Source organism: Vreelandella rituensis (genome assembly GCF_003336665.1).
In the GTDB taxonomy this organism is placed as follows: domain Bacteria; phylum Pseudomonadota; class Gammaproteobacteria; order Pseudomonadales; family Halomonadaceae; genus Vreelandella; species Vreelandella rituensis.
The window spans coordinates 82,006-106,131 of sequence record NZ_QPIJ01000006.1; the positions used below are offsets into that span (position 1 = coordinate 82,006).

Consider the following 24,126-nt stretch of genomic DNA (forward strand, 5'->3'; position numbering starts at 1 on the left):
TTAGAGAATATCGGCTAACGCCTTATCCAGGGTGGGGAAATTGAAGCTGAACCCGGCGTCTTCCAGGCGCCGCGGGCGCATGTCGGCCCCGGTAAGCAATAGCCGCGACATCTCGCCGAATATGGTTTCCAAGGCGATGGCGGGTACCGGAAGCATGGCGGGACGCTTGAGCTTATGCGCCAAGGTCTGGGTGAATTCCGCATTGGTCACCGGATTAGGCGCACTGCCGTTGAAAGCACCTTCGAGATCATCACCCTCCAGCAGGAAAAGCATCGCTCGTACCAGATCCTCACGATGAATCCATGGCATGTACTGCTTGCCATTGCCGAAGCGCCCTCCGAGGCCGAGCTTGAACGGCGGCAACATTTTCTGCAGCGCACCACCGCCCTCATCCAGCACCAGGCCAATGCGCACAATTGCCAGGCGTACCCCGTAGGCTTCCACCTCTTGTGCGGTTTTCTCCCAGCGTTGACACAGCCGATGGGCAAACTCGTCGTGAGGCGGCGTCGCTTCGGTGACCACCCGGTCACCCTGGTCGCCGTAGTAGCCCATGGCGGAACCCGAGATCATCACCTTGGGCACGGCTTCTCCCTTGTCGCGCAAGGCAGCGCACAGCGATACTAGATCCTGGGTGATACCCACCCGTGACTCGATCAGCTTGGCTTTTTGCTCCGAACTCCAACGCTTACCGGCAATCGATTCACCGGCCAGGTTGATCAGTGCGTCGGGTGGCGTATCAATGAACGCCATCACACTGTCGCGGATATCACAATTATTCGGCAGACGGTCGCGGACGCCTTCCGGGTCACGTGACACCACCTGCACCTCATGACCTTGCTCGACAAGGCGTCGGCACAGGCGTTGCCCGACAAACCCACTGCCTCCGGTTATCAATATGCGCATCGTCATTTCTCTCCTGCTGCCGTTAAACCGCCAGAGTGAGACGGATTTATGTTATACAGATATTGTACGCATCTGCTAGTCTAGAGGAAACTAAACGATTCCAACTCATTTTCCACTAACCATGTGAACAGTGTATGCCTAACACACACTCACGCACGCCCTCTACAGCGGCTACCGCGATTATCGGGGCAGGTATTGCCGGACTGGCTTGCGCTCAGCGGCTCAACACCGCCGGCAAGGCCGTGCAGCTATTCGAAAAGGCTCGCGGCCCTGGGGGACGCATGTCCAGCAAACGTCGTCCGCAAGCGATAGTCGATCTGGGAGCCCAGTACTTCACGGCCAGAGACGCCGAGTTTCAAGAGGCAGTGGCACGCTGGCAGCAAGCCGGTTGTATCGCGCCATGGCCGGAAAGGCTCTGGCAAGCGAGTCCCTTGGGCTGGGAGGCCCGACATGACGGTCAATTGCGCTACGCCGGAAAACCCCGCATGAGCGCCCTGCCTCGCCACCTCGCCCAAGGGCTGACTATCCACTCAAAGACACCTATCGAGACCCTTGAGCGTGACGGCAGCCAATGGTGGCTGATCGATAGTAACGCCCGGCGGCATGGGCCTTTCGCCCAGGTAGTGATCAGTACACCAGCGCCCCAGGCCCAGGTATTGCTGGGAGAATGGGCGCCACGGCTGAGTGAAATTTGCCGCGCAACGCCCCAGCGCGCCTGCTGGGCAGGCTGGGTAACCTTTACCCAGCCGCTGCCGGTGTTACCCGGTGTACCGGAAACCTGGCAAATAGCGCGCTTGGCGCATCCCGCCCTGCGCCTGATTTCGCGTAACCAGACCAAGCCCGGCCGGGAAGAACAGGGCGAAAGCCTGAGCCTGATCGCTCACCTCGACTGGAGCGAAGTGCACCTGGAATCCTCTGCCGACGAAGTGGCAAACTTTCTGCTGGATGCCTTGCGCAGCGTATTCCCCTCACCCACGCATCTTCCCGACATCAAGGATCTGGGCGCTCACCGCTGGCGCTATGCGCAACCCGCCGAGTTTGCGTCGACTCAAGATCCAAAGCACTTGACTGACTTTTATCTGGAAAGCAACGGCCTGGCATTATGCGGTGATGGCTGTCGAGGTGGCCGCGTGGAAGATGCCTGGCTTTCCGGCCATCACCTGGGCCAGGTCTTAGCCAAGACATGAGCCACTCTCCCTTTCATCTCAAGGAGCGCCTTACATGGCCTATCATCTGGTATTGCTTGCGCATGGTTCCAGCGACCCCAAGTGGCGCGAGCCTTTCGAAAGCTTCCATCACAGCCTACGCCAGCGCTTGAGCACCCCGGTACATCTGGCGTACATGGAGCTCAGCGAGCCCTCGCTGGAAACCACAGTGGCCGCACTCGAAGCTCAGGGGGCCCACAAGGTGGAGGTTCTGCCGCTGTTCTTTGCCGCCGGACGCCACCTGCGCAAGGACGTACCCGGCCAGATCGAGGCACTCACCCGCCTCCACCCCGGCCTGGCATTAACCCTGCTGCCTCCCGTAGGAGAGCATCCCGCCTTTGTCGACGCCCTGGCGGCGGTGATTGCTGAACAGGCCGGGGAAGCTGGATAGAGATACGCAACGGCTGGTTGTGATGGACAGTTGCGATGGCAAAGCACAGGTTGTACAAAGTATCTTTGTCCAACATGCTATTGCAGTGACGTTGCATAAAGATTCGGCTTACCGACAACTGTTAGATATTTCACCAAGTAGCACAGACAACTTAAGAGGCACTGGCGCCCATGAGCAACAAGGCGACCCATCCACCCGATACCCCGCTTTACCCCATTCGGGAAGTTTCCCGGATAACGGGTGTGAATTCGGTCACCCTACGCGCCTGGGAGCGTCGTTATGGTTTGATTCGCCCCCAACGCACCCCCAAGGGTCATCGTTTGTATGCGCAGGATGATATCCAGCGCATCGAACGTATCCTGCAATGGCTCAATCGTGGCGTTCCGGTCAGCCAGGTGGTGGACCTGCTCGATCAACCCACCGCACCGGACACACCCACAAGCAACGCCAGTGACTGGAATAGCCAACGCCTACAGCTGCAAGCCGCCATTCAGTCGCTGGATATGCTCAAGTTGGAAGCGCTCTATCACCAGAGTCTAGCGCTGTATCCTCTCAGCATCAGTATCAACGAGCTGTGGCAACCGGTGATTCATAGCCTGGAAGCCCAATGGAAGGCCCAGCCTGACGACCTGGTACGGCGCACCCTGGAAGCCTTCCTGCGCAGCCAGGTGGGCATGCGCCTTTATTACGCTAACCAGGCAACTCGCGGTCCGTTGATACTGCTCAGCACAATGCCTGACGACCCTGGTCCCCTGTGGATGTTGATGGCCGCCTTGATGGCCAGCGAACAAGGTTATCGGGTCCAACTGCTGGATGCTCCCCTGGCACTGGATGAGCTACCGCGGGCCGTTTCGCGGTTGCATGTTTCCCTGGTGCTGCTGGCCAGTGGCCAAGCGGAAGATTCAACCTTCATTCAGCAGGCGTTACCCCAGGCCGCTGCCGGGTTGAAAGTCCCGTTAGGGATTTGTGGTGAGGTCGCCCGGCTGCGTGCCGCCGACTTGCAGGACAGTGAGGTGCACGTTCTTGGCAATGACCTGACCCAGGCCATTTCCCGCCTGCGCCCCTTATTGCGTGAGTCCGGCGTGCTGTAACGCACCGGCCAATTCACTAACATCGAGCTCGAGACACCATGGCCCTGCAGTTGATCTGGCTACGCAGCGATCTACGCATTCATGACAATAGCGCCCTTGCCGCCGCAGCCGAAAATGGCCCGGTGGTGGCGGTGTTCCTGCGCAGTCTCGCCCAATGGCGGGTTCATGGGCATGGCACCAACAAGCTGGATTTCTGGATGCGCGGCGTCGCCGCTCTGAAAGATGCCCTGGAGGGGCTTAACATTCCGCTGTTGCAGTGCGATATCGACAGCTTCGACCAGGCGCCAGCCGCCTTGTTAGCCATCGCTCGGGAACAGGGCATCGAGCACTTGCACTTCAATCATGAATATCCACTCAACGAAAGCCAGCGCGACCAGGCCGTGATGGCGGCTTTCGTTCAGGATTCTCGCCGTGCTACCGGCTATCACGACAGCATCGCCTTTGCTCCCGGCAGTTTGCGCACCGGCAAGGGCGATTATTACGGCGTTTTCACGCCTTTCGCCAAGGCCTGGCATAAACAGCTGCAACCCGAGCAGTTGGCATTGCGCGACACACCCTCGCCACAGCAGCGCCTGAGCATTGTCAGTGACGCCATGCCCGAGCCGCCCACCCATGAAAAGCCGGCTGTCGACGCCCGGCAGTGGCCCGCCGGGGAAGAGGCCGCCGCAGACCGCCTGGAGCGTTTCCTGCATTTTCGCGGGCGTCATTACCACCAGCAGCGTGACGTTCCCGCCATTCGCGGCACCAGTGAACTTTCCCCCTACTTGGCGCTGGGGATGATCTCCTATCGTCAGTGCCTGCAGGCAGTACTGGCGCACAACGACGGCTCTCTCGCCGAGGGCGATGCGGGGCTGACCACTTGGGTCAACGAACTCATCTGGCGGGAGTTCTACCAGCACGTGGCCGTAGGTTTCCCCAAGGTATGCCGTCGCCAGCCGTTTCAAGACCATACCCAAGCCCTTGCCTGGCGGGAGGATGAGAAAAGTTTTGCTGCCTGGTGCGAGGGGCGCACCGGCTACCCCCTGGTGGATGCCGCCATGCACCAGCTAGTCGAAACCGGCTGGATGCATAACCGCTTGCGCATGGTCAGCGCCATGTTCCTGTCCAAGCACCTGCTGATCGACTGGCGCCGTGGCGAGGCATTTTTTCTGCACCATCTCGTCGATGGCGAGTTCTGTGCCAATAACGGTGGCTGGCAGTGGGCGGCCTCCACCGGCACCGATGCCGCTCCCTACTTTCGCATCTTCAACCCGACCACCCAATCCACCCGTTTCGACCCCCAGGGGGAGTTTCTTGCCCGATGGATACCGGAACTTGCCCAGCTTCCGGCCAAGGCGCGCCATGCACCCCCGCGTGATCTATTGAGCCAACTCGATTACCCGGCACCCATCGTGGAGCACAAATTCGCCAGACAGCGGGCGCTGGACGCCTTTAAAGCCCTCAACCCTTAATCTCTCAACTTCTAAGCTCTTAACGGCAACTGAGCTCGCTTCAGTAGATTCAGCGAGAAAGCTTCATTGAGGATTTCGTCATGTCTCATGCTGCCCTGGAGGCCTTTTGCGCCTTCTTTAAAAAACTAGACAAAACATGTACAGATGATATTTACGAGGTATATACTGAGGACGTTATTTTTGTAGACCCCTTGCATCACATCGAAGGACGCGAAGCACTCAAGAGTTACTTTGCCACCCTTTATGACAACGTCCAGGAATGCGGTTTTACGTTCCACCAGAAGCTCTGCCAGGGCGACAGCGCCTTCGTGACCTGGACCATGCATTTTTCCCATCCACGCCTGGGTGGGGGGAAACGCATCGAAGTAGAGGGCTGTAGTCGGCTGCAGTTTGCGGATGACGGCAGTGGCCGAGTAACCCGCCACCGAGACTACTTCGACGCCGGGGCCATGCTTTACGAACATTTGCCGCTAATGGGCGGCACCATACGTTGGCTGAAACGACGCTTGAACTGACTTTGGACAGAGCGACGGAACAGGCCGCAGGAGAGCTTCATGAGCACTTGGAGTACGCCACAACGCATCTGGCTGACCGGCGCCACTTCCGGTATCGGTAAGGCACTGGCCACCAGGCTGTTGGCCGAAGGGCATCAGCTGGCATTGAGCGCGCGCAATGCCGATGCCTTGGCCGAGCTGAGTGAAGGTTTTCCGGACGCTCTGGTCTTGCCGCTGGATATCAGCGACCACCAGGCGGTGCTCGCCGCCGGCAGGCGTATCGAAGCACGCTTCGGCGCGCTGGATCTGGCCTTGTTCAACGCCGGCACCTGTGAATATCTCGACGCGCAAAACTTCGATATGGCACTGATAGAGCGCGTTTTCACCCCTAACGTATACGGCACCTTGTATTGCGTGGAGGCCGCCCTTCCGCTACTGCGCCGGGCCCGGGGCGAAGGCCACCCGGCACGCCTGGCGGCGGTTTCGAGTGCTTCCGCCTATCTACCTTTGCCGCGTGCCGAAGCTTACGGGGCCTCCAAGGCAGCGCTGGGCCATTTTCTGGAATCGCTGCGTCTGGATCTGCATGGGGAAGGCATCGCGGTCAGTGTGATTCACCCAGGCTTTGTCAAAACCCCGCTGAGCGATCGCAATGACTTTCCGATGCCCATGCGTATCAGCCCGGAACAGGCCGCCGAGGCGATTCTTGCAGGTCTGGCGCGTGGGCGTCTGGACATTCACTTTCCACGCCGTTTCACCTACCTCGTCAAGCTGCTAGGCATCTTGCCGGCAACGCTTCGCTTACGTATCGGATTGCGCATGGTGCGTGACACAAGCTCTACCCAGGAGAAGCGCTCATGAGCACCCCCGCTCGTCAACGCATTGCTGTGATCGGCAGCGGCATCAGTGGAATGGCTGCCGGCTGGTACCTTTCTGCGCAGCATGAGGTCACGCTGTTCGAAGCCGATACTCGCCTGGGCGGTCACACCGCTACCATGGATGTCAGCGTAGCGGGACAGGATTACGCCATCGACACCGGCTTCATCGTCTTCAATGATTGGACCTACCCGCATTTCCTGCGCCTTCTGGCCCATCTGGACGTCCCCATCCAGGCCACGGAAATGAGCTTTTCCGTGCACGAGACCGATGTCGACTTCGAATATAACGGCCATACGCTGGGATCGCTTTTTGCCCAACGACGCAACCTTCTGCGCCCGGCCTTTTACCGCCTGCTGGGCGAGATTCTGCGCTTCAATCGCGAAGCAACTCGGGACCTGGCCCAACAGCGTCTGGCGGACGCGATGACACTCGGCGACTACCTGGACGCTCATGGCTATAGCGCTGCTTTTCAACGCCGCTATCTATTGCCCATGGGAGCTGCCATCTGGTCGGCCAGTATCGAAGATTTGCGTACTTTTCCGCTGACTTTTTTCGTGCGTTTTTTCCGCAATCACGGTCTGCTTTCGATCAGCAACCGTCCGCAGTGGTACACCCTGGTGGGAGGTTCGAGATCCTACATCCCCGCCTTGACGGCGCCTTATCGTGAGCGCATTCGCCTGAATACGCCGGTCACTGCGCTCAGGCGCGATGCGACGGGCGTCACGCTGACTACCGCGTCAGGCCAGGAACGGTTCGATCAGGTGGTGCTGGCCTGCCATGCCGACCAGGCACTCAAGCTGCTGCAAGATGCCACGGTCGAAGAACAGGACGTTCTCTCGGCCATGCCTTACCAGGACAACGAGGTGGTGCTGCATACCGACACCCAGCTGTTGCCGCGCAGGCGCAGAGCCTGGGCCAGCTGGAACTACCGCTTGGACAAGCGCGATGAACAGGCTCGGGTATCGGTCACCTACAACATGAATATTCTTCAACGGCTCTGCGAAAAGGTACCTACTTTCTGCGTCACGCTCAACGACAGCCAAAGCATCGACCCAAGCCAGGTGCTCGGGCGCTACACCTATGCGCATCCTCAGTTCACCCTGGCGGGCCAGGCCGCTCAAGCACGCCACTCGGATATCTCCAGCCCTGCTCGACGCACGCATTTCTGTGGGGCATATTGGCGCAACGGCTTCCATGAAGATGGCGTCTGGAGCGCGCTTCGTATAGCACGCACATTAGGCTGTGACGAGCCTTGCGAACTTCCTCGTCCCGAGCCCGCGCTGCCCGCCGCCCAGGATCTGTTGACGCCCAATCATACGGAGGGGCTGGGATGATCAAGGCTCCTCGCTCGCGCATTTATCGGGGTGTGTTGCGTCATCGGCGTTTCACACCGCACAAACATGCCTTTTCTTATCAAGTCTGGATGGCATGGTTGGATCTGGACGAATTGCCCGAACTCTTTGACGGCGTGCCGGGCTTCAGTGCCCGAGGCCCGGCGTTGATTCGGTTCAAGCGTGAGGATTACCTCGGTCCCACTGACCGCCCGCTGAAGACCGCCGTGCGTGAAGCGCTGATTCGCCATCTAGGCACTGCACCGGATGGCCGAATCTATGTCCTCACCCAGCTGCGTACCCTGGGCATGATATTCAATCCGATTACGCTGTATTACGCCTATGACCAATACGGCCGCCTGGCAGCCGTACTCAGCGAAGTGACCAACACCCCCTGGCAAGAGCGCACCCAGTATGCCTGTCAGGTAACCCCTGAGCGCCATAGCCATCGTGCAAGCTTTACCAAGAACATGCATGTTTCTCCCTTCAATCCCATGGACATGACTTATCACTGGCGTTTCAACACGCCCGATGAACGGTTACTGCTACACATGGAAAACTGGAAGGAAGAACACTGCCATTTCGATTCCACCTTGACACTCGATGCCGTACCCGCCACCCGCAAGCAGCTGTTACGCGTCCTCAGGCGCCATCCCTGGATGAGCCTGAAAACGGTTGCCGGTATTCATTACCAAGCGCTGCGCCTGTGGCTCAAGCGCGTTCCGATCCACTCTCATGCCAAGCGCAAGGAGACTTCTTAATGAGCACCCTGCGTCCTGTTCCGCCTTCGTCTCTACCGCATTCCAGCTCCCGCACCTCTACGCCACAGGCGCCTGACTTGCAGCAGGATCGTCTCACGCGTTTTTTGAAACCGCGCCTGCTGGCTCAGCTGGATACCTTTGAACAAGGCAGTATCACGCTGTTGGAAGGCAACGAATGCCACCATCTAGGCCAAGGTGGCCCCTTGGAAGCCAAGGTGGTGATTCTCAATTCGCGCGCTTGGAAACGCATGGCGCTGGGCGGCACGGTGGGCGCAGCGGAGTCCTACATGGACGGTGACTGGGACACGGATGACCTGGTCGTGCTGGTACGCTTGTTCGCCGCCAACCTGGAGCATGTCAACGGAACCATGGAAAACGGCAGTGCACGCCTGGCGCGCTGGTTGCTGGGGGCGGCTTATCGCTTTCAACGCAACAGCAGGGATGGCGCCAAGCGCAACATTGCCGCCCACTACGATCTGGGCAACGACCTGTTTTCCACTTTTCTGGATCGTGAGCACTGGATGTATTCGAGTGCGGTGTTTCCCTCTCCTGAGGCGAGTCTGGAGCAGGCCTCGACCTACAAGCTCGACCTGATGCTGGAAAAGCTCGACGTGCGTCCTGAACATCACCTCCTGGAAATCGGCACCGGCTGGGGTGGCCTGGCCATTCATGCCGCCAAGACACGGGGTTGTCATGTCACCACGACCACCATTTCCGAGGCTCAGCATGCCCACACCGCCAAACGCATCCGCGAGGAAGGCCTGGAGTCGCGCATTACGCTACTCAAGCAGGATTACCGTGAACTCGACGGCCATTACGATCGTTTGATTTCGGTAGAGATGATCGAGGCGGTAGGCCATCATTACCTGGATACCTACCTGGCCAAGCTCGACAGCTTACTCAAGCCAGACGGTATCGCCATGCTTCAAGCGATCACCATTCGGGATCAGCGTTTCGAGGCGGCCAAACGCGAAATGGATTTCATCAAGCGTTATATCTTCCCCGGCGGCTTCCTGCCCTCGCATCACGCGATTCTGGATAGCATCAGGCGCAAGACATCGTTCAATCTGTTGGCGCTGGATGAAATCGGTACGCATTATGCCCGTACGCTGCGCGAATGGCGCAAGCGCTTCGAGGCCAGTCTGGAGCAGGTGCAAAAGATGGGTTACGACGAGCGTTTCATTCGCATGTGGCGCTACTACCTGTGCTACTGCGAAGGTGGCTTCCTGGAACGCAGTATCGGTACTTGCCACGTGCTGATGGCCAAGCCCGGCGCCAAGCGTGCTCCCCTTACCGGTGCCCTTTGAGAACCATGCGAGCCGGGAAGAAGCTGGAGATAGGAACAGGAAGATAGCGTTAACTCGGCTGCTGTAACGCTTCTTCCGGCTCACGCAAAGACGTATCTACCGGCAGCCAGCGTTTCTCAAGCTCTTCCGGGGGCAGCGGACGGGCAAACAGGAAGCCTTGAATCATGGTGCAGCCGGCATCTATCAAGAATTTACGCTGTTCTTCGGTTTCGACGCCCTCGGCAATCACCTCAAGTCCCATGCCTTTGGCCATGGCGAGTACGGCGGTCACAATCGCCGCATCGGCACGGTCATCCGGCAGCGCACGGATAAAGGCGCGATCCAGCTTGACCTTGTCAACCGTCAAGCGCTTGAGGTAGGCAAGTGACGAGTAGCCGGTACCGAAATCATCGATGGCAATCGGGTGGCCCTGCGTATGCAGGGCTTCCAGCCGTGGCGACATATCCCCAGCGCGTTCATCCAGAAGCACCGACTCGGTCAACTCCAGGCCGATTTGCGATGCCTTGAGGCCGAAGCGTTTGAGGCAACCGGCCAACTGCGCCTCCAGATCTCCCTGGAACAGCTGCAAGGCGGAAATATTGATCCAGATGGTGACCTTGGGCATGCCACTGTTCATCCAGTGGGCCTGCTGAGCGCAGGCTTTTTCAATGACCCAGGTTCCCAGCTGTGCCATTAACCCATGACGTTCGGCCAGCGGAATGAAGTCGCCCGGCGAGATCATGCCGTCGCGCGGGTGACGCCAGCGCAACAAGGCCTCCATTCCCACCAACTCCTTGCTCTTGGGGTGGTGCTGGGTCTGGTAATGCAATTCCAGCTGGTCTCCGGAAACCAGCGCCGAGCGTAAGTCGCTGACCAGGGCCAGCTGGGGGTTATCCTGTTTGTCCAGCGCCGGGCGAAAACGCAGGCTCTGATTGCCCCCCAAGCGCTTGGCGCTATACAGCGCGGACTCCAGCCGCTGGAACAAGACGCCGGAGTCACGCCCATCTTCCGGTGTACGGCAGCTGCCGATCGTCATTCCCAGCCGCAAGGGTTGATCGTTAATGTCGAAGGGATGGCTGAGATGGTCGCGCAAGTTGCTGATCCACTCACTGTGGTCATCGAAGGTGGTGGTACGAATCACCATGAATTCATCACCCCCCAGGCGCCCGACCACGCCACCCGCCGCGTAGCTGGTCAGGCGCTGAGCGAAGCGCGCCAGCAGTTTGTCACCTTGTTCCACCCCGAGACTGTCATTGACCGACTTGAGCCCGTCAATGTCGATCAACGCCATGTCCAGGCTTTCCCCGGCACGCAAATGGCGCAACCTCGACCCGAGCAGGTCATGCAGTCGCCTGCGGTTGGGTAACCCGGTCAAAGGGTCTTCATAACCGATACGCCGCAGATCCTGCTCCCGGGCTTTTTGCGCTGAAATATCGGAAAACAAGCTAATGTAGTGGGTAATTCGGCCACGGTTGTCGGTCACTGCGCGAACTTTCAGCCATTCGGGGTATTCATCGCCGTGTTTGCGCCGGTTCCACATTTCCCCTTCCCAGCGTCCGGTATTTTTCAGGGCACTCCAGAACACCTGAAAAAAGGCTTTGTCATGGCGCGGTGCCGCTAATGTTTCCAGACTACGATCGCGTATTTCACCACTCTCATAACCGGTAATTTCGGTAAAGGCGGGATTCACGGCCATCACATGGTTGCGAGCGTCGCTGATCACGATCGCATCCCCCGCCAGGCCCACGGCGGCTTCGGCCAGACTCAGGCGTTGCTGCTGCTTGCGCACCTGACGCCAGGCATCCGTCATGCTCACCGCAACCAGGCTGGCAGCCACGATGCGCAGCATTGTGTCGGGAAGCCAGATACAGGCGGGCAGGGCAATCAACCCCATCCATACCAAGGGTCGGTTCAAAGAAGCAGAAGGCCACATGTAAGTCGTTTTACCCCCAATAAAGAAATGATGTCGCCTTACTTTATGCCTCTCGTCGGCGCCTGAAACCTAGCCTTTGGCTGTAACGGGATTACTGAACGATAACCCTGAATCACAAACACGACACTCTAAGTATACAATGCCGTATTTTGCGACGGCCAGTTCTATAGAACAAGAACAGTTGACCCAAGAACGGATATTAAAGGATTTATCGGCTGTTGAGGCTCAAACTGTAGTCATTGGTCGCTCAAGGCTCAGGCAACGTGCATTCATGGGTTTCGGGAAGTAGACTAGGCAAAACGTCTCGCGGGCCGTACTCGCTACGCTACCCGGGAATACGCGCCGTAAACGGCAAACCACTATCTCGACTCTCGGAACGATTCAGTGACCAAGCAACATTCCTTTGATCGCAAAGAACTGCTGGCATGCTCGCGCGGCGAGCTGTTCGGCCCCGGAAACGCTCAGCTTCCGGCACCCAACATGCTGATGCTTGACCGCATCATCCATATTCATGAAGAGGGCGGCGACCACAGCAAGGGTGAGTTGATTGCTGAGCTGGATATCACCCCAGACTTGTGGTTCTTTGACTGCCACTTCCCTGGTGACCCGGTAATGCCCGGTTGTCTAGGGCTGGATGCCATGTGGCAACTGGTCGGTTTTTACCTGGGATGGCTAGGCCACCCCGGCCGTGGAAGAGCGCTCGGCTGTGGTGAGGTCAAGTTTTCCGGGCAAATTCTTCCCGAGGCGGATAAAGTGACCTACCGCATCAATATCAAGCGGATAATCACACGGCGCCTTATCCTGGGAATTGCCGATGGTACGGTTTGCGTCGATGGACGCGACATTTATCAGGCTAATGATCTGCGTGTTGGCCTATTCACCTCCACAGCAAATTTTTAACAGGAGGCTCCCATGCGACGAGTGGTAGTCACTGGGCTCGGCATTGTGTCCTGTCTGGGCAATGACCAGCAGCAGGTTCTCGAAGCGCTCAAGAGCGGCCGTAGCGGTATCCGTTTCAAGGAAGAATACGCCGAACGCGGCTTTCGTAGCCATGTGGCCGGCAGTGTCGACATTGACCTGGATGCCTTGATCGACCGTAAGCTGCGCCGTTTCATGGGCGATGCAGCGGCCTATGCCTATGTCTCCATGGCGCAAGCCATTGAAGATGCCGGCCTTTCGGAAGACCAGGTTTCCAATGAACGTACCGGCTTGATCGCCGGCTCCGGCGGCGCCTCCAGTGCCAACCAGGTCGAAGCCGCCGACGTGCTGCGTGAAAAAGGCTTGCGCCGGGTAGGCCCTTACCGGGTCACACGCACCATGGGCAGTACGGTATCGGCGTGCCTAGCCACACCGTTCCGTATCAAGGGCGTCAATTACTCCATCTCTTCCGCCTGTGCCACGTCCGCGCATTGTATCGGCAGTGCCATGGAGCAGATCCAGCTGGGCAAGCAGGATGTGGTGTTTGCCGGGGGTGGCGAGGAAGAGCACTGGACATTGTCCTGTCTGTTCGACGCCATGGGCGCCCTCTCGACCCACTACAACGACACCCCGGAAAAAGCCTCACGGCCTTATGATCAGGCGCGCGATGGCTTCGTGATCGCCGGCGGCGGTGGCATGCTGGTACTTGAGGAACTCGAGCACGCCAAGGCCCGTGGCGCAACAATCTACGCTGAGCTGGTCGGTTATGGTGCCACGTCCGATGGACACGACATGGTGGCACCGTCCGGCGAAGGTGCCGTGCGTTGCATGCGTCAGGCCATGGCCACGGTAGAAGGCGATATCGACTACATCAATACCCACGGCACCTCCACCCCCGTAGGTGACGTTGCCGAGCTCAAGGCAGTACGTGAAGTCTTCGGAGACTCGCCTCCGGCAATGAGTTCGACCAAATCATTGACGGGGCATTCACTGGGTGCCACTGGCGTACAGGAAGCCATCTACTCGATATTGATGATGGAAAACGACTTCGTCACCGCCTCGGCCAATATCGATCAACTCGATGAGCAGGCCCACGGTTTCGATATCGTTACCACTCGGCGGGATAACGTCAAACTCGAACGGGTATTGTCCAACAGCTTCGGTTTCGGCGGCACCAACGCCTGCCTCGTGTTCCAGCGCTACCAGAGCTGAACGAGTCAAGACCCATCGTTTTAGCACTACCACAACAAACGGCGCCCCAAGGGGCGCCGTTTGTTGTGGCTTGCGGCTAGCTGTCCAGAACCAATTATTCAGAACCAATCATTCAGAACCAGTTATCCAGCCAGAAAACAGGCACTTTCGTTACGCAGTGTCAGGACACCTTTGGGCGTGGCACTTCGGAAATTTCCTCGAGTTGCTCTTCAATCCAGGCTTCAACTTCCTTGAGTACTTCATCGGGAAGCCGCCCTTGGGTGTCTATCGGCGCACCGATACGCACGCGCAGCACACCGGGATTTTTCACCCAGTGGCGCCCAGGCCAACGCTCTCCGGCATTATGTGCCACCGGTAACACCGGTACCCCGGCTCGACAGGCGATCACAGCACCACTTTTGTTGTAGCGCTTGCGAACGCCCGGGTCGACTCGGGTGCCTTCGGGAAAGATCAGCACCGAGAGCCCGCCCTCCAGACGCGTAACGCCCTGGGTCAACACCTGTTTCATGGCTCGAGCGGGTCTTGAACGGTCCAGGCTAATCGGCTTCAGCAACCGAAGCGCCCAACCGAAGATGGGAATACGCAAGAGTTCCTGCTTGAGCACGGTGCATACCGGCGGCTTCATTATCTGTAGAAAAACGGTTTCCCACTCGCACTGATGATTGGCCTGGATGACGCATGGCCCTTCAGGCAGGTTTTCCTGCCCCTGGATGTCGTAACGCACACCGCATGTCCAGCGGAACCACCTCATCAGAAAGTGGTTATATAAATTGAGCAGCCCGTAGCGCCGCTCAAGCGGTAGAAACGGTGCAACGGGCAACAAAAAAAGACCTGATGCCAATAGGGCCACAAAATAGCCCACGTAAAACAACACACTGCGCAACACGTTGATCAAGATGTCGACTCGCTTTTGCCTTCTTCCGACGCATTGTCACGGACCAGACACCAAGCATCCAGCATTCGCCCTACTTCCAGCCGCCAGGCTTTCTGATGTACACCGAAGACGTCCAATACACGCCGACAGTTGAGTACACGACGCAGTTTCTGGTCGTGATGGTGATTGAGCGCCTTGACGTCCCCTAATGCCACCTCTTCACCACGCCCTTCCAGATGAGTGGCCAACTGTGTGCGCACCATCGAGGTGAACGTGAAGGCACTTACCGGTTCAGTGCCGGCAAGGTGATAGGCCCCCCAGGAATCGGCGCCACATTGCTGCTGAAGCAGCATGCCCACCAACGCCCGAGCGACTGCATCCGCCGAGGTGGGACAGAAGATAACGTCTTCCGTGGCGCGCACTTCCTGCCCCATGACCAAACTATCGATGATCTCGTTGAGCCAGGCATGGCTGCCTTCCAGCGCAAACAACGGCCCCAGACGCACGATCAAGTGCCGATGATATTCGGCCCGGATCCGATCCCCCACCAGCACCAGGCGTCGCAATGATTCATCGCGTGGGGCCGGCACCAGATGCTCGTCAATCGCCACCTCGAAGCCATCTTCATAAAGCTGGTCGGACACACACCAGACCAGAGCGACTCCTTGGGCAAGGCAAATCTCCAAGCAAGCTTCCACGGCATCGGCATGCGCCATGACCGCCGCCGGCGCCATATTCAAGGGATGAGCCAAGGGAGGAATGATCACCGCATCCGGTGCGATCGTTTTCAGCCTATCGCTATCTAGCGACATCCCGGACTCGATCACAAGCTCAGTATCCGAACGTCGACTGGCTTCTCGGGCCAAGGCCAGACTCAGACAATGGCCGGCATCCAGAATCAACAGCTTCACAAGCGCATCCTAGTGGTTAGCAATCATGGGCACTTTTTCAAAAGGTGCTGACTAAAAGTCAAGTGTATACCAAATCCTGCTCTCCTTCTGGGTGGGTTAGTTGCAGAGCCCATTAGGTAAGCGATCCCGCCTCTCCCCTAGCCAAAACGGACTCAATAGATACAGACCCAAGTATAGATAAGGTATTTTGTGCAGTGTACAACAGATAAAAAGCAGGCACCATTTGTACAGTTACAACTATACAGCCAGATTCGGAAGGCACAGATACTATTTGACGCTCTGCCTTACGGTGGAACGCTGGTGACTGACAAAGGCTTTGGCTACGAGCGTATTCGTAACCTGCCCTTGCTTGAGACCAGTTAGTTAATGACCTCAGAAGAACCTACCTCTTCTTGAGACAAGCAGACCTGTAAGTCGCCGAGATGCGCAACTAAAGGTATGAATTACTGACTCCACCCGTTCGACAGCACCTCGGCTTGCTTGAGTATCAACTCCACCGCCTCTATGGCCTTGTCAGGCGGGTACTTGTAGCGTTGCAGCGTGCGCCGTACCAGAATGCGCAGCTTCGCGCGCACGCTTTCGCGTACCTGCCAGTCGACTGTGGTGGACTTGCGTAGCTTGTCGGTGATTTCGACCGCGATCTTTTTCAGGGTATCGTCGCCGAGTTCACGTACGGCGCTTTCGTTATTGGCCAGCGCATCGTAGAAGGCGACCTCGTCCGGGGTCAGGCCCAAAGCCGCGTCGCGTTCCAGTTCCGCTTGGAACTGCTTGGCCATGGCGATCAGCTCTTCGATCACCTGGGCAGTCTCGATACCCCGGTTGTTGTACCTGCGCAGCGTTTCCTGCAGTCGGTCGCCGTACTTCTTCTCTTGTACAACGTTGCTGCGGGTCTTGGCCTTGATGTCGTCTTTCAACAGTTTTTCCAGCAGCTCGACCGCGAAATTTTTGTAGGGCATTTGGCGGACGTCTTCGAGAAACTCGTCGGATAGCAGGCCGATGTTGGGCTTGTGGAGACCACACAGCGCAAACACGTCAGTGACACCTTCGGAAACCAGTGCGTTGTCCAGAATTTGCTTGAGTGCCGTGTTCTTTTCTTCCTCGGTGAGCTTGCGGTCAACGCTGGTGAACTTGGTAATGGCGGCCTTCATGGCGGAGAGGAAGGCGATCTCTTTGTGCAGGTCACGAGCTTCGTCGAGGGTGCTGCACAAGGAGTAAGCCTTGTTCATGGCCAGCACGGTGTCGAGGAAACGTTTCTTGCCATCTTCCAGTCCCAGTATGTAGTTGGCTGCCGGTACCAGCAGCTTGTTGGGGTGCTCTTCAAAGCTGCTGTAGTCGAATCCTTCGCCCTTCGGACCTTTGGCAAACATGCCGTGGATGATGTCGAGCTTCTCCAATAGCACGGCATAGGCCTCTTCCGCGCTGTGGGCGGGCTGACCTTTGCCTTTGGCATCGGTGTAGGTCTTCAGCGCCTGTTTCAGCTCATTGGCAATACCGATGTAGTCGACCACCAAGCCGCCCGGCTTGTTCTTGAACACTCGGTTCACGCGGGCAATGGCCTGCATCAAGTTATGGCCCTTCATGGGCTTGTCGATGTACATGGTATGGCAGCAAGGTGCGTCGAAACCGGTCAGCCACATATCCCGCACAATCACTAGCTTGAGCGGGTCATCAGGGTTTTTAAAACGCTTCTCCAGCCGCTTCTTGGTCTGCTTGTTGTAAATATGCGGCTGTATCAGGGGTTTATCCGACGCCGAGCCGGTCATGACGATCTTGATAGCGCCTTTTTCCGGGTCGGCGTCGTGCCACTCGGGCCTAAGTGCGGTGATTTCGTTGTACAAGTGAGCGCAAATGTCCCGGCTCATGGCCACGATCATGGCTTTGCCTTCGATAGACGCACTGCGCGTCTCGAAGTGATTGACCAGGTCAGCGGCGATCTCTTTTAAGCGCGGTTCGGCGCCGACCAGCTTCTCCAGCTGGCTCCACATGCCTTTGGCGCGCTCACGCGAGCCAACGTCTTCCTCATCCTCGAAGACCTCTTCGACTTGGTCCGACAGCGCTTCGATATCTTCGCGGTTGATGTCCAGCTTGGCCAAGCGCGACTCGTAGTAAATCGGTACCGTTGCCCCGTCATCGACGGCGTCTTGTATGTCGTAGACTGAGACGTAGTCGCCGAACACCGCGCGGGTATCCTTGTCTTCGCTCGCGATGGGTGTGCCGGTAAAGCCAATGAACGACGCGTTAGGTACGGCGTCACGCATGTGCTTGGCATAGCCGAATTTGTAGCTGCCGTCCTTTTTGAGCGTAGCCTTCAAGCCGTACTGGCTGCGGTGGGCTTCGTCGGAGATCACCACGATGTTGTGGCGGTCGTTGAGGATGGGGTGCCCAACTTCTCCTTCTAGCAGCGCGAATTTCTGCACGGTGGTAAAAATAATACCCCCCGACTCGCGCTCGGCAAGCATTTGGCGCAGCTCATCCCGGTCGTGGGCCTGAACCGGTGTCTGCTTCAGCAGTTCCTTGGCGTTGCTGAACGTGGCAAATAGCTGGCCGTCGAGATCGTTTCTGTCCGTGACGATAAGCAGCGTCGGGTTGTGCATTTCCGGCTGCTGCAACAGTTTCCCGGCGTAGCAGCACATGGAAATGCTCTTGCCGGAACCTTGTGTGTGCCAGACAACCCCGGCTTTCTTGCTACCCGGTACCACTTCATCGCCGTAGGACGCGCGCTTCTCGCCCTGTGTATTGTCCTTTGGTGCTTCAGCCGCGATCACGGTGGCACGCACGGCTTCGCGCACGGCATGGAACTGGTGGTACCCGGCGATTTTCTTAATGAGCCGGTCAGCGTCGGTTTCAAACAGCACGAAGTAGCGGATGTAATCCAGCAGCCGCTCGCGGTCGAAAAAACCGCGCACCATGGTTTCCAACTCCCACTCCAGCAGTGGCTTGTCGTCTTCGTGCTTGATGGTGCGCCATGGCATGTAGCGTTCTTGACTGGCGGTCAATGAGCCAACACGCGCATTGAAGCCGTCGCTGATCACGGTGGCTTCGTTGTACACAAACAGCTCGCTGACCTCGTCCTTGTAGGTCTGAATCTGGTTGTAGGCATCCCAGATATCGACGTTTTCCGCATTGGGGCTTTTCAGCTCCAACACCGCGAGCGGCAGGCCGTTGATGAAGCACACGACGTCAGGCCGACGTAGTTGTTTGGTGCCTTCAATGGTGAACTGATTGATCGCGCGGAAGCGATTTTCACCGATATGGGTGAAGTCGATCAAAAACGCCCGGTCATGCACCTCGTCATCGCCATCTTTATACTTCACCGGCACGCCATCGAGCAGCAAACGGTGGAAAGCGCGGTTGCTAATGATGAGGTCAAGGCTTTCGGGTTTGCTGACCTGAGCGATCACCTGTTCCAGCGCATCCTCGGGTAGATGAGGGTTGATACGCTTCACGGCCTGTTCGACGTCGCCTGGCAGCAGCACCTGCCGGTAATCACGGCGCTCCGGTTGCACCCCGTCAGGGGCAATGTCCGGCCCGTTGGCGACTTCCCAGCCGTTATCGGCGAACCATTCGAGGCACGCCTGCTCCAGTTGGTCCTCGGTCATTCCTTGCTCCCTGTTTTGTGGCTTCGGCTTTACTTCCACGCTCTTTCGCCTACATCCCTTATTCGTTTCCGCTACTTAGTTTCAAGGCATTCTGGCGCCTTCGAGCTTTTACATCATTGAAGTGCTGGTTGATGGCTTTCAGGGGGACGTGTAGGGCGTTTTCTAGCTTTGTCATGTGGGTAACCATCCAGTCGATCATTTCTGGCCAGTTAGCCCTGTCATAACTATCTATGTCCCTTGTGTGCTGAAGTCGGAATGCTAATCTGCAGTTCAATTGCCACCAGACCAATGGGTAGCCATAGGATGCCTCGATCTCATTTTTTTGCTCATTTAAGCGTTCATATACATAGTTATTGGCCTCTTCTTCGTTTTTCTGAAGGCACAAACCGACGCCGATCTCGTTTTTGTCAAAAATCAGGTGATAAGCTATTCCTTTAATGCCGGAATCCATACTCAACCAGTGAATTTTGGACGGCCTTACATTGTTGTACAACGAACTGCTGCAGTTGCTGAAGGCGTCCAGCACCTTTTCCCAGAACATTAAACGCAAGGTGGGTCGATGTGTTTGCTGGGTGTCAGCGCTTTGCTTTTTGGCTTTCTTGATGACCATGGAATCGGTGAGATTAGGTGCAGGGATAATCTGGTCGACATCGTGAAAGTGGGCCACATCCTGCGGTTCGGCATGCGCCTCGTCGTTGACGTCTGGCAGTGTCAGCTCACCGGAAAGGAGCTTGGGCAATAGTATGTCCCTTGTACTAGATAGAGATGAAGATTCCGAATGGAGAATTAGCTTTTGCTGTAGTAATGGTTCAATAAGTTCTGAGAATCGTTGAACTATTGAGTCGATCGGAATCGTCAGTGGATATTGGGAGATTGCCTTACCACTGACATTAGCCTGAGCGCTACCATGTGCCTGCCCTTCAACATACTGTTTGAAAGCGGAGTCTCGCGCATTGCAGTAGAGTAGAGCCTTTTGATAGTACTGCTTGGGTTTTAGTCGGCCCACTCGTTGATTCAGAAACATCCTGTTCTCTGTAATTGGGACTAGTCCTGTTTCACCAGGATAACCGGTCATGCCAATCAGCAAGTCACCACCGTAGAGCTCAAATCGTTCGAGGCCAGCGACCGTTTCTTCTTGTACGTAGCTGCAAGATTGAGTGTCCACAAATGCAGGTTTTACTGAACCTATTTTGACTACTGGGAACCCAGAATCTGACCAGTCTTTACTTTTAAATGCATAGCCATTCTGGAAGTCGCAAATGTCACTCAGGTAGCCTGACTCCCACCCCTCCGGTATCTCGTTCAGCTCGCTGTCCTGCATCGCTGAGGGGAATAGCTCAGCAGTGGCACGAAGCTCGGCGTGGCGCTCGGACTGCTCGATGCTTAGTGTGGCCAGCTGGTCCGCCGTTTTGCCTGACACTGTCTCCATGGCAGCGAGCAGTGCATCCTCTTCGCTGCCGCCCGCTTCCAGCGCAGCGACCTTGGCCTTCACCGGCTCAAAGTCGACAAACCAACTTTTGAACAGGGTTTGGGCCATCTTTTCAAGGGTTTGGTTGATCTGATGGTTGAGCTGGATTTTTCTCTCTAAGCCATCAAGTATGGTCGCTACCGCGTTTTGAAAATCAATCGAATATACAGGGACCTGTAGGTTTGCTAGGTCAGAGCCTCTGATACCAGCCGCACCGGCCCCTTGCTCTATTATGGTATCCATAGCCTGCTTCCCTAAGGGGCTATCGAAATAGTAAAAATAAAACAAGGGGTTATAATCGTTATGGTTGAGCCTGCAGCGAATCAGGTGAGACTCAAAACATACAGGCTCTTTGTCATCCAAAAATATAGAGCATTTACCCGCGCCTTCACGTACAAGGGACTGTCGAGCAAAAAGTAAGTCACCTTTTTGAAGCAAGGAAATGGCTAGTTCCTTATCGGTAAGCGGAGCTCGATCCATCGGGACGTTATCAATGCGAGGGTGCTTAAAAAGCTCCCCCATATTGACCATTTTTATGCCCTCGCCGCGAATTTTTTTAGGCTTTGTAAGTCCGTTACGAAGTGGTACGTCCAGCAAGTCCGAGAAAGGCTTAAACCTCATAACCTAGCCCCCCAAGGTTGCGTTTGATCTCTGCTTCCAGCCGGTCGCTTTCGTTGAACTGCTCACGTAGCTGCTCGGTCAGCAGTGCCATTTTGTCTGCGAAGGGCACTCCGTCGTCTTCAAGTTCCGCTGCACCCACGTAGCGCCCCGGCGTTAGCACGAAGTCGTGCTTCTGGATCTCGGCGAGCGTGGCGGACTTGCAGTACCCGGCGACGTCTTCATAGTTCTCGTCACGCTGCCACGCGTGGAAGGTGTCCGCGACCTTGGCGATGTCATCGGCGGTGAAGTCGCGTATCACGCGGTCCTTCATGTAGCCCAGTTGGCGAGCGTCGATGAACAATACCTCACCCTTGCGGGAGCGCTTTTTCACGCCGTTAGGCGATAACCCGCCAGTCTTATCCTTGGTCAGGAACCAGATACACGCGGGGATTTGCGTGTTGGTGAACAGCTGGCCCGGTAGCGCGACCATGCATTCCACCAGATCCTCTTCCACCAGCCGCTTGCGGATCTCGCCTTCGTTGTTGGTATTGGAACTCATGGATCCGTTGGACAACAGCAGTGCCATGCTGCCCGCTGGACGCAGGTGGTACAGCATGTGCTGCAGCCAGGCGAAGTTGGCGTTATTTTTCGGCGGCGTGCCGTACTTCCAGCGCGCATCGTCAGCGAGCGATTCGCTCCACCAGTCCTTCATGTTGAATGGGGGGTTAGCCATCACAAAGTCAGCGCGCAGGTCGGGATGCTGATCGTTCAGGAAGGTGTCGGCGTTTTTCTTGCCGAAATTGAAATCGAGCCCCCGAATGGCCATGTTCATGGCCGCCAAACGCCACGTGGTGGGGTTTGACTCCTGCCCGTAAACCGAGATGTGCTTGCGCTGCTCAGCAGCGTCGTAGTGCCATTCTTTGGCGTGTTCCTCGATGAACTTGTCATTGGAAACGAAAAAGCCCCCCGAGCCCATGGCCGGGTCATACACGCGTCCGCTGTAGGGTTCGAGCATTTCCACGATCAGCGAAACGATGCTCTTCGGCGTGTAATACTGCCCGCCTTGCTTGCCTTCGGCCAAGGCGAACTGCCCGAGGAAGTATTCGTAGACGTGGCCGAGAATGTCCTTGCTTTGCAGGCTGAGCTTTTGTCCTTGGTACTCAGGCGTGGAGAACGAGGTGTTGGAAAATGAATTGATCAGGCCGATCAGCTTGTCATCCTCAACCTGAAAACGGCTGATGCTGTTCAAGATGCCCTTGAGCTTGGGGTTGGAGTGCTCGATTGCTTCCAGCGCATTGTCGATCAACCACGACACCGAGCGCAGCTTGACGTCATTGCCGTTGGCATCCTGCCAGAGCACGGAGCCGGTAGGCAGCGCCACCTTCGATTTGAGCGTATTCCATCGCGCCTCCTTGGGCACCCAGAACACGTTGGCTTCGCGGTAGTAGTCGAGCACCTCCAGCTCTTCATCCATTGCCTGCTGGTACTCGTTGTCACTGTCGAAGTCTTCACGCGGCAAATGGTAGATGTTGTCGTCGCTGTCGTGCTGGAACAGCTCGCGCAGCTCACGCTGGCGTTCCTCGAAGGCGTCGGAGACGTACTTCAGGAAGATTAGCCCCAGTACCACGTGCTTGTAGTTCGCCGCGTCGAGGTTGGCTCTGAGCTTGTCCGCCGCCTTCCAGAGCTTGTCGTCCAGCTCCTTGAGGAATTGCTGTTCCGTGGTGTTCATAAACTCTCTCTTGGGATAGGCATTACAAAGAGAAGCCTTCACGTTTCAGCGAGGCATTCAATGTTGTTCGGCTTACTTTAAAATGCTCGGCAACTTCAGCCTTTGTCATCATCGGGTCAGCTAGCATTGCAGCTGCTTTTTTCGTATCAGATGGCGTCATCGCCGGTCGCCTGCCACCTTTGCGACCACGCGCACGTGCGGCAGCGAGACCCGCCTTGGTGCGTTCGGTAATCAGACTGTGTTCGAACTCGGCCAGCGCACCGAAAATGTGAAACACCAGCTTGCCGCCCGCATTGGTCGTATCAATCGCTTCCGTCAGTGAGCGAAACCCTATGCCGCGTTGCTGAAGGTCTTCGATGATTTCAACCAGGTCTTTAAGGGATCGGGCCAGTCGATCCAACTTCCAGACAACAAGGGTATCGCCTTTGCGCAGGGTGGATAAACACTGCGTTAGCTGGGGGCGCTCCCTGAGCTTACCCGTGAACTTTTCTTCAAATACTTGCTCGCAGCCGGCCTCGCTCAGAGCATCTAGCTGAAGCTCCGCGTGCTGATCCTGGGTACTGACCCGTGCATAACCGATGATCATAAGAAAAGGTACCTAAACTGTTCATAGATAGTTGTACGGGTTTACGATCACTAAAACAAGCGGATTGAGGCTTTTTGAGGGCATGGCGGCGTCGTTCAACAAACGGTCGTTTTCTTTGCACTCTATGCCCTATTTACTGGACAATCATAAATATTCAGCTATTGGAGAAGGTAAACTGTCGTTAACTTATTTTTGTAGGAGAGAGTTATGGGTCAAAACGATCTACAGTCTAAGGATTTTAATAAAGCTGACAATGATAAAGCGCTGAACAAGCTGAAAGGCTCAGTACGCAATTATGAGCAACCCTTTGATCCAATTGGAAATGATGACTGGGAAACCCTGCTGCTGGAAGGCCTTACGCCCGGCACCACCCACGCAGATGAGCTCGAGTTATTGTCAAATCTGGTGTACGACGGTCAGGCGGCGTTCCTGTCTGACTGATCGATTACTTGCTCTCCGTCCTGGAACTTGACGTTGTTGATGACCAGTTCCAGTTTCTGGAAATGC

At 56.7% G+C, this 24,126-nt stretch carries 20 protein-coding genes; 12 read left to right on the plus strand and 8 right to left on the minus strand.

What is annotated here, in order from left to right; translation table 11 throughout:
• Positions 1-903 (minus strand): TIGR01777 family oxidoreductase, encoded by a 903-nt coding sequence (locus DU506_RS04850; RefSeq protein WP_114485836.1) that lies wholly within the window; start codon positions 901-903, stop codon positions 1-3.
• Positions 904-1,037: 134 nt separating this feature from the next.
• Between DU506_RS04850 and DU506_RS04855 the strand changes: the two genes are divergently transcribed.
• The 9 genes from DU506_RS04855 (at position 1,038) to DU506_RS04895 (ending at position 9,810) form a co-directional block, all read left to right on the plus strand.
• Positions 1,038-2,090, plus strand: a complete 1,053-nt coding sequence (locus DU506_RS04855; protein ID WP_114485815.1) for an NAD(P)/FAD-dependent oxidoreductase — start codon at positions 1,038-1,040, stop codon at positions 2,088-2,090.
• 34 nt (positions 2,091-2,124) lie between these two features.
• Positions 2,125-2,499, plus strand: coding sequence for a sirohydrochlorin chelatase (locus DU506_RS04860; RefSeq protein ID WP_114485816.1), 375 nt, complete (start codon positions 2,125-2,127; stop codon positions 2,497-2,499).
• A gap of 170 nt (positions 2,500-2,669) precedes the next feature.
• A complete protein-coding gene (locus DU506_RS04865) occupies positions 2,670-3,590 on the plus strand; it encodes a MerR family transcriptional regulator (protein ID WP_181870692.1) in 921 nt (306 codons plus the stop codon).
• Between the two features lie 38 nt (positions 3,591-3,628).
• On the plus strand, positions 3,629-5,041 hold the full coding sequence (phrB, locus tag DU506_RS04870; protein ID WP_114485818.1) for a deoxyribodipyrimidine photo-lyase: 1,413 nt from the start codon (positions 3,629-3,631) through the stop codon (positions 5,039-5,041).
• Between the two features lie 80 nt (positions 5,042-5,121).
• Entirely contained in the window at positions 5,122-5,556 is a 435-nt protein-coding gene (locus tag DU506_RS04875) for a nuclear transport factor 2 family protein (protein ID WP_114485819.1), read from the plus strand.
• 39 nt (positions 5,557-5,595) lie between these two features.
• Positions 5,596-6,393 (plus strand): SDR family NAD(P)-dependent oxidoreductase, encoded by a 798-nt coding sequence (locus DU506_RS04880; protein ID WP_114485820.1) that lies wholly within the window; start codon positions 5,596-5,598, stop codon positions 6,391-6,393.
• Complete coding sequence (locus DU506_RS04885) at positions 6,390-7,745, plus strand: NAD(P)/FAD-dependent oxidoreductase (protein ID WP_114485821.1); 1,356 nt, start codon at positions 6,390-6,392, stop codon at positions 7,743-7,745. Before DU506_RS04880 ends, DU506_RS04885 begins: the two co-directional genes overlap by 4 nt.
• Entirely contained in the window at positions 7,742-8,503 is a 762-nt protein-coding gene (locus tag DU506_RS04890; RefSeq protein WP_114485822.1) for a DUF1365 domain-containing protein, read from the plus strand. Before DU506_RS04885 ends, DU506_RS04890 begins: the two co-directional genes overlap by 4 nt.
• Positions 8,503-9,810: an SAM-dependent methyltransferase gene (locus DU506_RS04895; RefSeq protein WP_114485823.1), complete on the plus strand. Its 1,308-nt coding sequence runs from the start codon at positions 8,503-8,505 to the stop codon at positions 9,808-9,810. The genes DU506_RS04890 and DU506_RS04895 overlap by 1 nt, the downstream gene beginning before the upstream one ends.
• A 49-nt stretch (positions 9,811-9,859) precedes the next feature.
• Here the strand turns inward: DU506_RS04895 and DU506_RS04900 are convergent, their stop codons facing one another.
• On the minus strand, positions 9,860-11,722 hold the full coding sequence (locus DU506_RS04900; protein WP_114485824.1) for a putative bifunctional diguanylate cyclase/phosphodiesterase: 1,863 nt from the start codon (positions 11,720-11,722) through the stop codon (positions 9,860-9,862).
• Positions 11,723-12,106: 384 nt separating this feature from the next.
• Between DU506_RS04900 and fabA the strand changes: the two genes are divergently transcribed.
• Together fabA and fabB are read left to right on the plus strand one after the other, a co-directional pair.
• Positions 12,107-12,622, plus strand: coding sequence for a 3-hydroxyacyl-[acyl-carrier-protein] dehydratase FabA (gene fabA, locus DU506_RS04905; RefSeq protein WP_114485825.1), 516 nt, complete (start codon positions 12,107-12,109; stop codon positions 12,620-12,622).
• A 12-nt stretch (positions 12,623-12,634) separates the two neighbouring features.
• On the plus strand, positions 12,635-13,852 hold the full coding sequence (gene fabB, locus DU506_RS04910; RefSeq protein WP_114485826.1) for a beta-ketoacyl-ACP synthase I: 1,218 nt from the start codon (positions 12,635-12,637) through the stop codon (positions 13,850-13,852).
• 160 nt (positions 13,853-14,012) lie between these two features.
• Here the strand turns inward: fabB and DU506_RS04915 are convergent, their stop codons facing one another.
• The 6 genes from DU506_RS04915 to DU506_RS04940 all read right to left on the minus strand — a co-directional run bounded on the left by DU506_RS04915 (position 14,013) and on the right by DU506_RS04940 (position 23,619).
• Positions 14,013-14,747 (minus strand): lysophospholipid acyltransferase family protein, encoded by a 735-nt coding sequence (locus DU506_RS04915; RefSeq protein WP_114485827.1) that lies wholly within the window; start codon positions 14,745-14,747, stop codon positions 14,013-14,015.
• Positions 14,744-15,637 (minus strand): sugar nucleotide-binding protein, encoded by an 894-nt coding sequence (locus DU506_RS04920; protein WP_114485828.1) that lies wholly within the window; start codon positions 15,635-15,637, stop codon positions 14,744-14,746. The genes DU506_RS04915 and DU506_RS04920 overlap by 4 nt, the downstream gene beginning before the upstream one ends.
• Positions 15,638-16,080: 443 nt before the next feature.
• A complete protein-coding gene (locus tag DU506_RS04925; protein ID WP_114485829.1) occupies positions 16,081-19,236 on the minus strand; it encodes a type I restriction endonuclease subunit R in 3,156 nt (1,051 codons plus the stop codon).
• A gap of 58 nt (positions 19,237-19,294) precedes the next feature.
• Positions 19,295-21,325: a DUF4268 domain-containing protein gene (locus DU506_RS04930; RefSeq protein WP_114485830.1), complete on the minus strand. Its 2,031-nt coding sequence runs from the start codon at positions 21,323-21,325 to the stop codon at positions 19,295-19,297.
• On the minus strand, positions 21,315-23,033 hold the full coding sequence (locus DU506_RS04935) for a class I SAM-dependent DNA methyltransferase (RefSeq protein WP_114485831.1): 1,719 nt from the start codon (positions 23,031-23,033) through the stop codon (positions 21,315-21,317). Before DU506_RS04935 ends, DU506_RS04930 begins: the two co-directional genes overlap by 11 nt.
• Positions 23,034-23,055: 22 nt before the next feature.
• Entirely contained in the window at positions 23,056-23,619 is a 564-nt protein-coding gene (locus tag DU506_RS04940) for a recombinase family protein (protein ID WP_114485832.1), read from the minus strand.
• A gap of 207 nt (positions 23,620-23,826) precedes the next feature.
• On the opposite strand from DU506_RS04940, the gene DU506_RS04945 reads away from it, so the two are divergent.
• Positions 23,827-24,060: a hypothetical protein gene (locus tag DU506_RS04945; RefSeq protein WP_114485833.1), complete on the plus strand. Its 234-nt coding sequence runs from the start codon at positions 23,827-23,829 to the stop codon at positions 24,058-24,060.
• Positions 24,061-24,126 lie beyond the last annotated feature (66 nt).

What these genes read in the sequence shown, in the direction of transcription:
- DU506_RS04850 (WP_114485836.1), bottom strand. Translation starts at nt 903, where the DNA reads ATGCGCATATTGATAACCGGAGGCAGTGGGTTTGTCGGGCAACGCCTG.
- DU506_RS04855 (WP_114485815.1), top strand. Translation starts at nt 1,038, where the DNA reads ATGCCTAACACACACTCACGCACGCCCTCTACAGCGGCTACCGCGATT.
- DU506_RS04860 (WP_114485816.1), top strand. Translation starts at nt 2,125, where the DNA reads ATGGCCTATCATCTGGTATTGCTTGCGCATGGTTCCAGCGACCCCAAG.
- DU506_RS04865 (WP_181870692.1), top strand. Translation starts at nt 2,670, where the DNA reads ATGAGCAACAAGGCGACCCATCCACCCGATACCCCGCTTTACCCCATT.
- phrB (WP_114485818.1), top strand. Translation starts at nt 3,629, where the DNA reads ATGGCCCTGCAGTTGATCTGGCTACGCAGCGATCTACGCATTCATGAC.
- DU506_RS04875 (WP_114485819.1), top strand. Translation starts at nt 5,122, where the DNA reads ATGTCTCATGCTGCCCTGGAGGCCTTTTGCGCCTTCTTTAAAAAACTA.
- DU506_RS04880 (WP_114485820.1), top strand. Translation starts at nt 5,596, where the DNA reads ATGAGCACTTGGAGTACGCCACAACGCATCTGGCTGACCGGCGCCACT.
- DU506_RS04885 (WP_114485821.1), top strand. Translation starts at nt 6,390, where the DNA reads ATGAGCACCCCCGCTCGTCAACGCATTGCTGTGATCGGCAGCGGCATC.
- DU506_RS04890 (WP_114485822.1), top strand. Translation starts at nt 7,742, where the DNA reads ATGATCAAGGCTCCTCGCTCGCGCATTTATCGGGGTGTGTTGCGTCAT.
- DU506_RS04895 (WP_114485823.1), top strand. Translation starts at nt 8,503, where the DNA reads ATGAGCACCCTGCGTCCTGTTCCGCCTTCGTCTCTACCGCATTCCAGC.
- DU506_RS04900 (WP_114485824.1), bottom strand. Translation starts at nt 11,722, where the DNA reads ATGTGGCCTTCTGCTTCTTTGAACCGACCCTTGGTATGGATGGGGTTG.
- fabB (WP_114485826.1), top strand. Translation starts at nt 12,635, where the DNA reads ATGCGACGAGTGGTAGTCACTGGGCTCGGCATTGTGTCCTGTCTGGGC.
- DU506_RS04925 (WP_114485829.1), bottom strand. Translation starts at nt 19,236, where the DNA reads ATGACCGAGGACCAACTGGAGCAGGCGTGCCTCGAATGGTTCGCCGAT.
- DU506_RS04930 (WP_114485830.1), bottom strand. Translation starts at nt 21,325, where the DNA reads ATGAGGTTTAAGCCTTTCTCGGACTTGCTGGACGTACCACTTCGTAAC.
- DU506_RS04935 (WP_114485831.1), bottom strand. Translation starts at nt 23,033, where the DNA reads ATGAACACCACGGAACAGCAATTCCTCAAGGAGCTGGACGACAAGCTC.
- DU506_RS04940 (WP_114485832.1), bottom strand. Translation starts at nt 23,619, where the DNA reads ATGATCATCGGTTATGCACGGGTCAGTACCCAGGATCAGCACGCGGAG.
- DU506_RS04945 (WP_114485833.1), top strand. Translation starts at nt 23,827, where the DNA reads ATGGGTCAAAACGATCTACAGTCTAAGGATTTTAATAAAGCTGACAAT.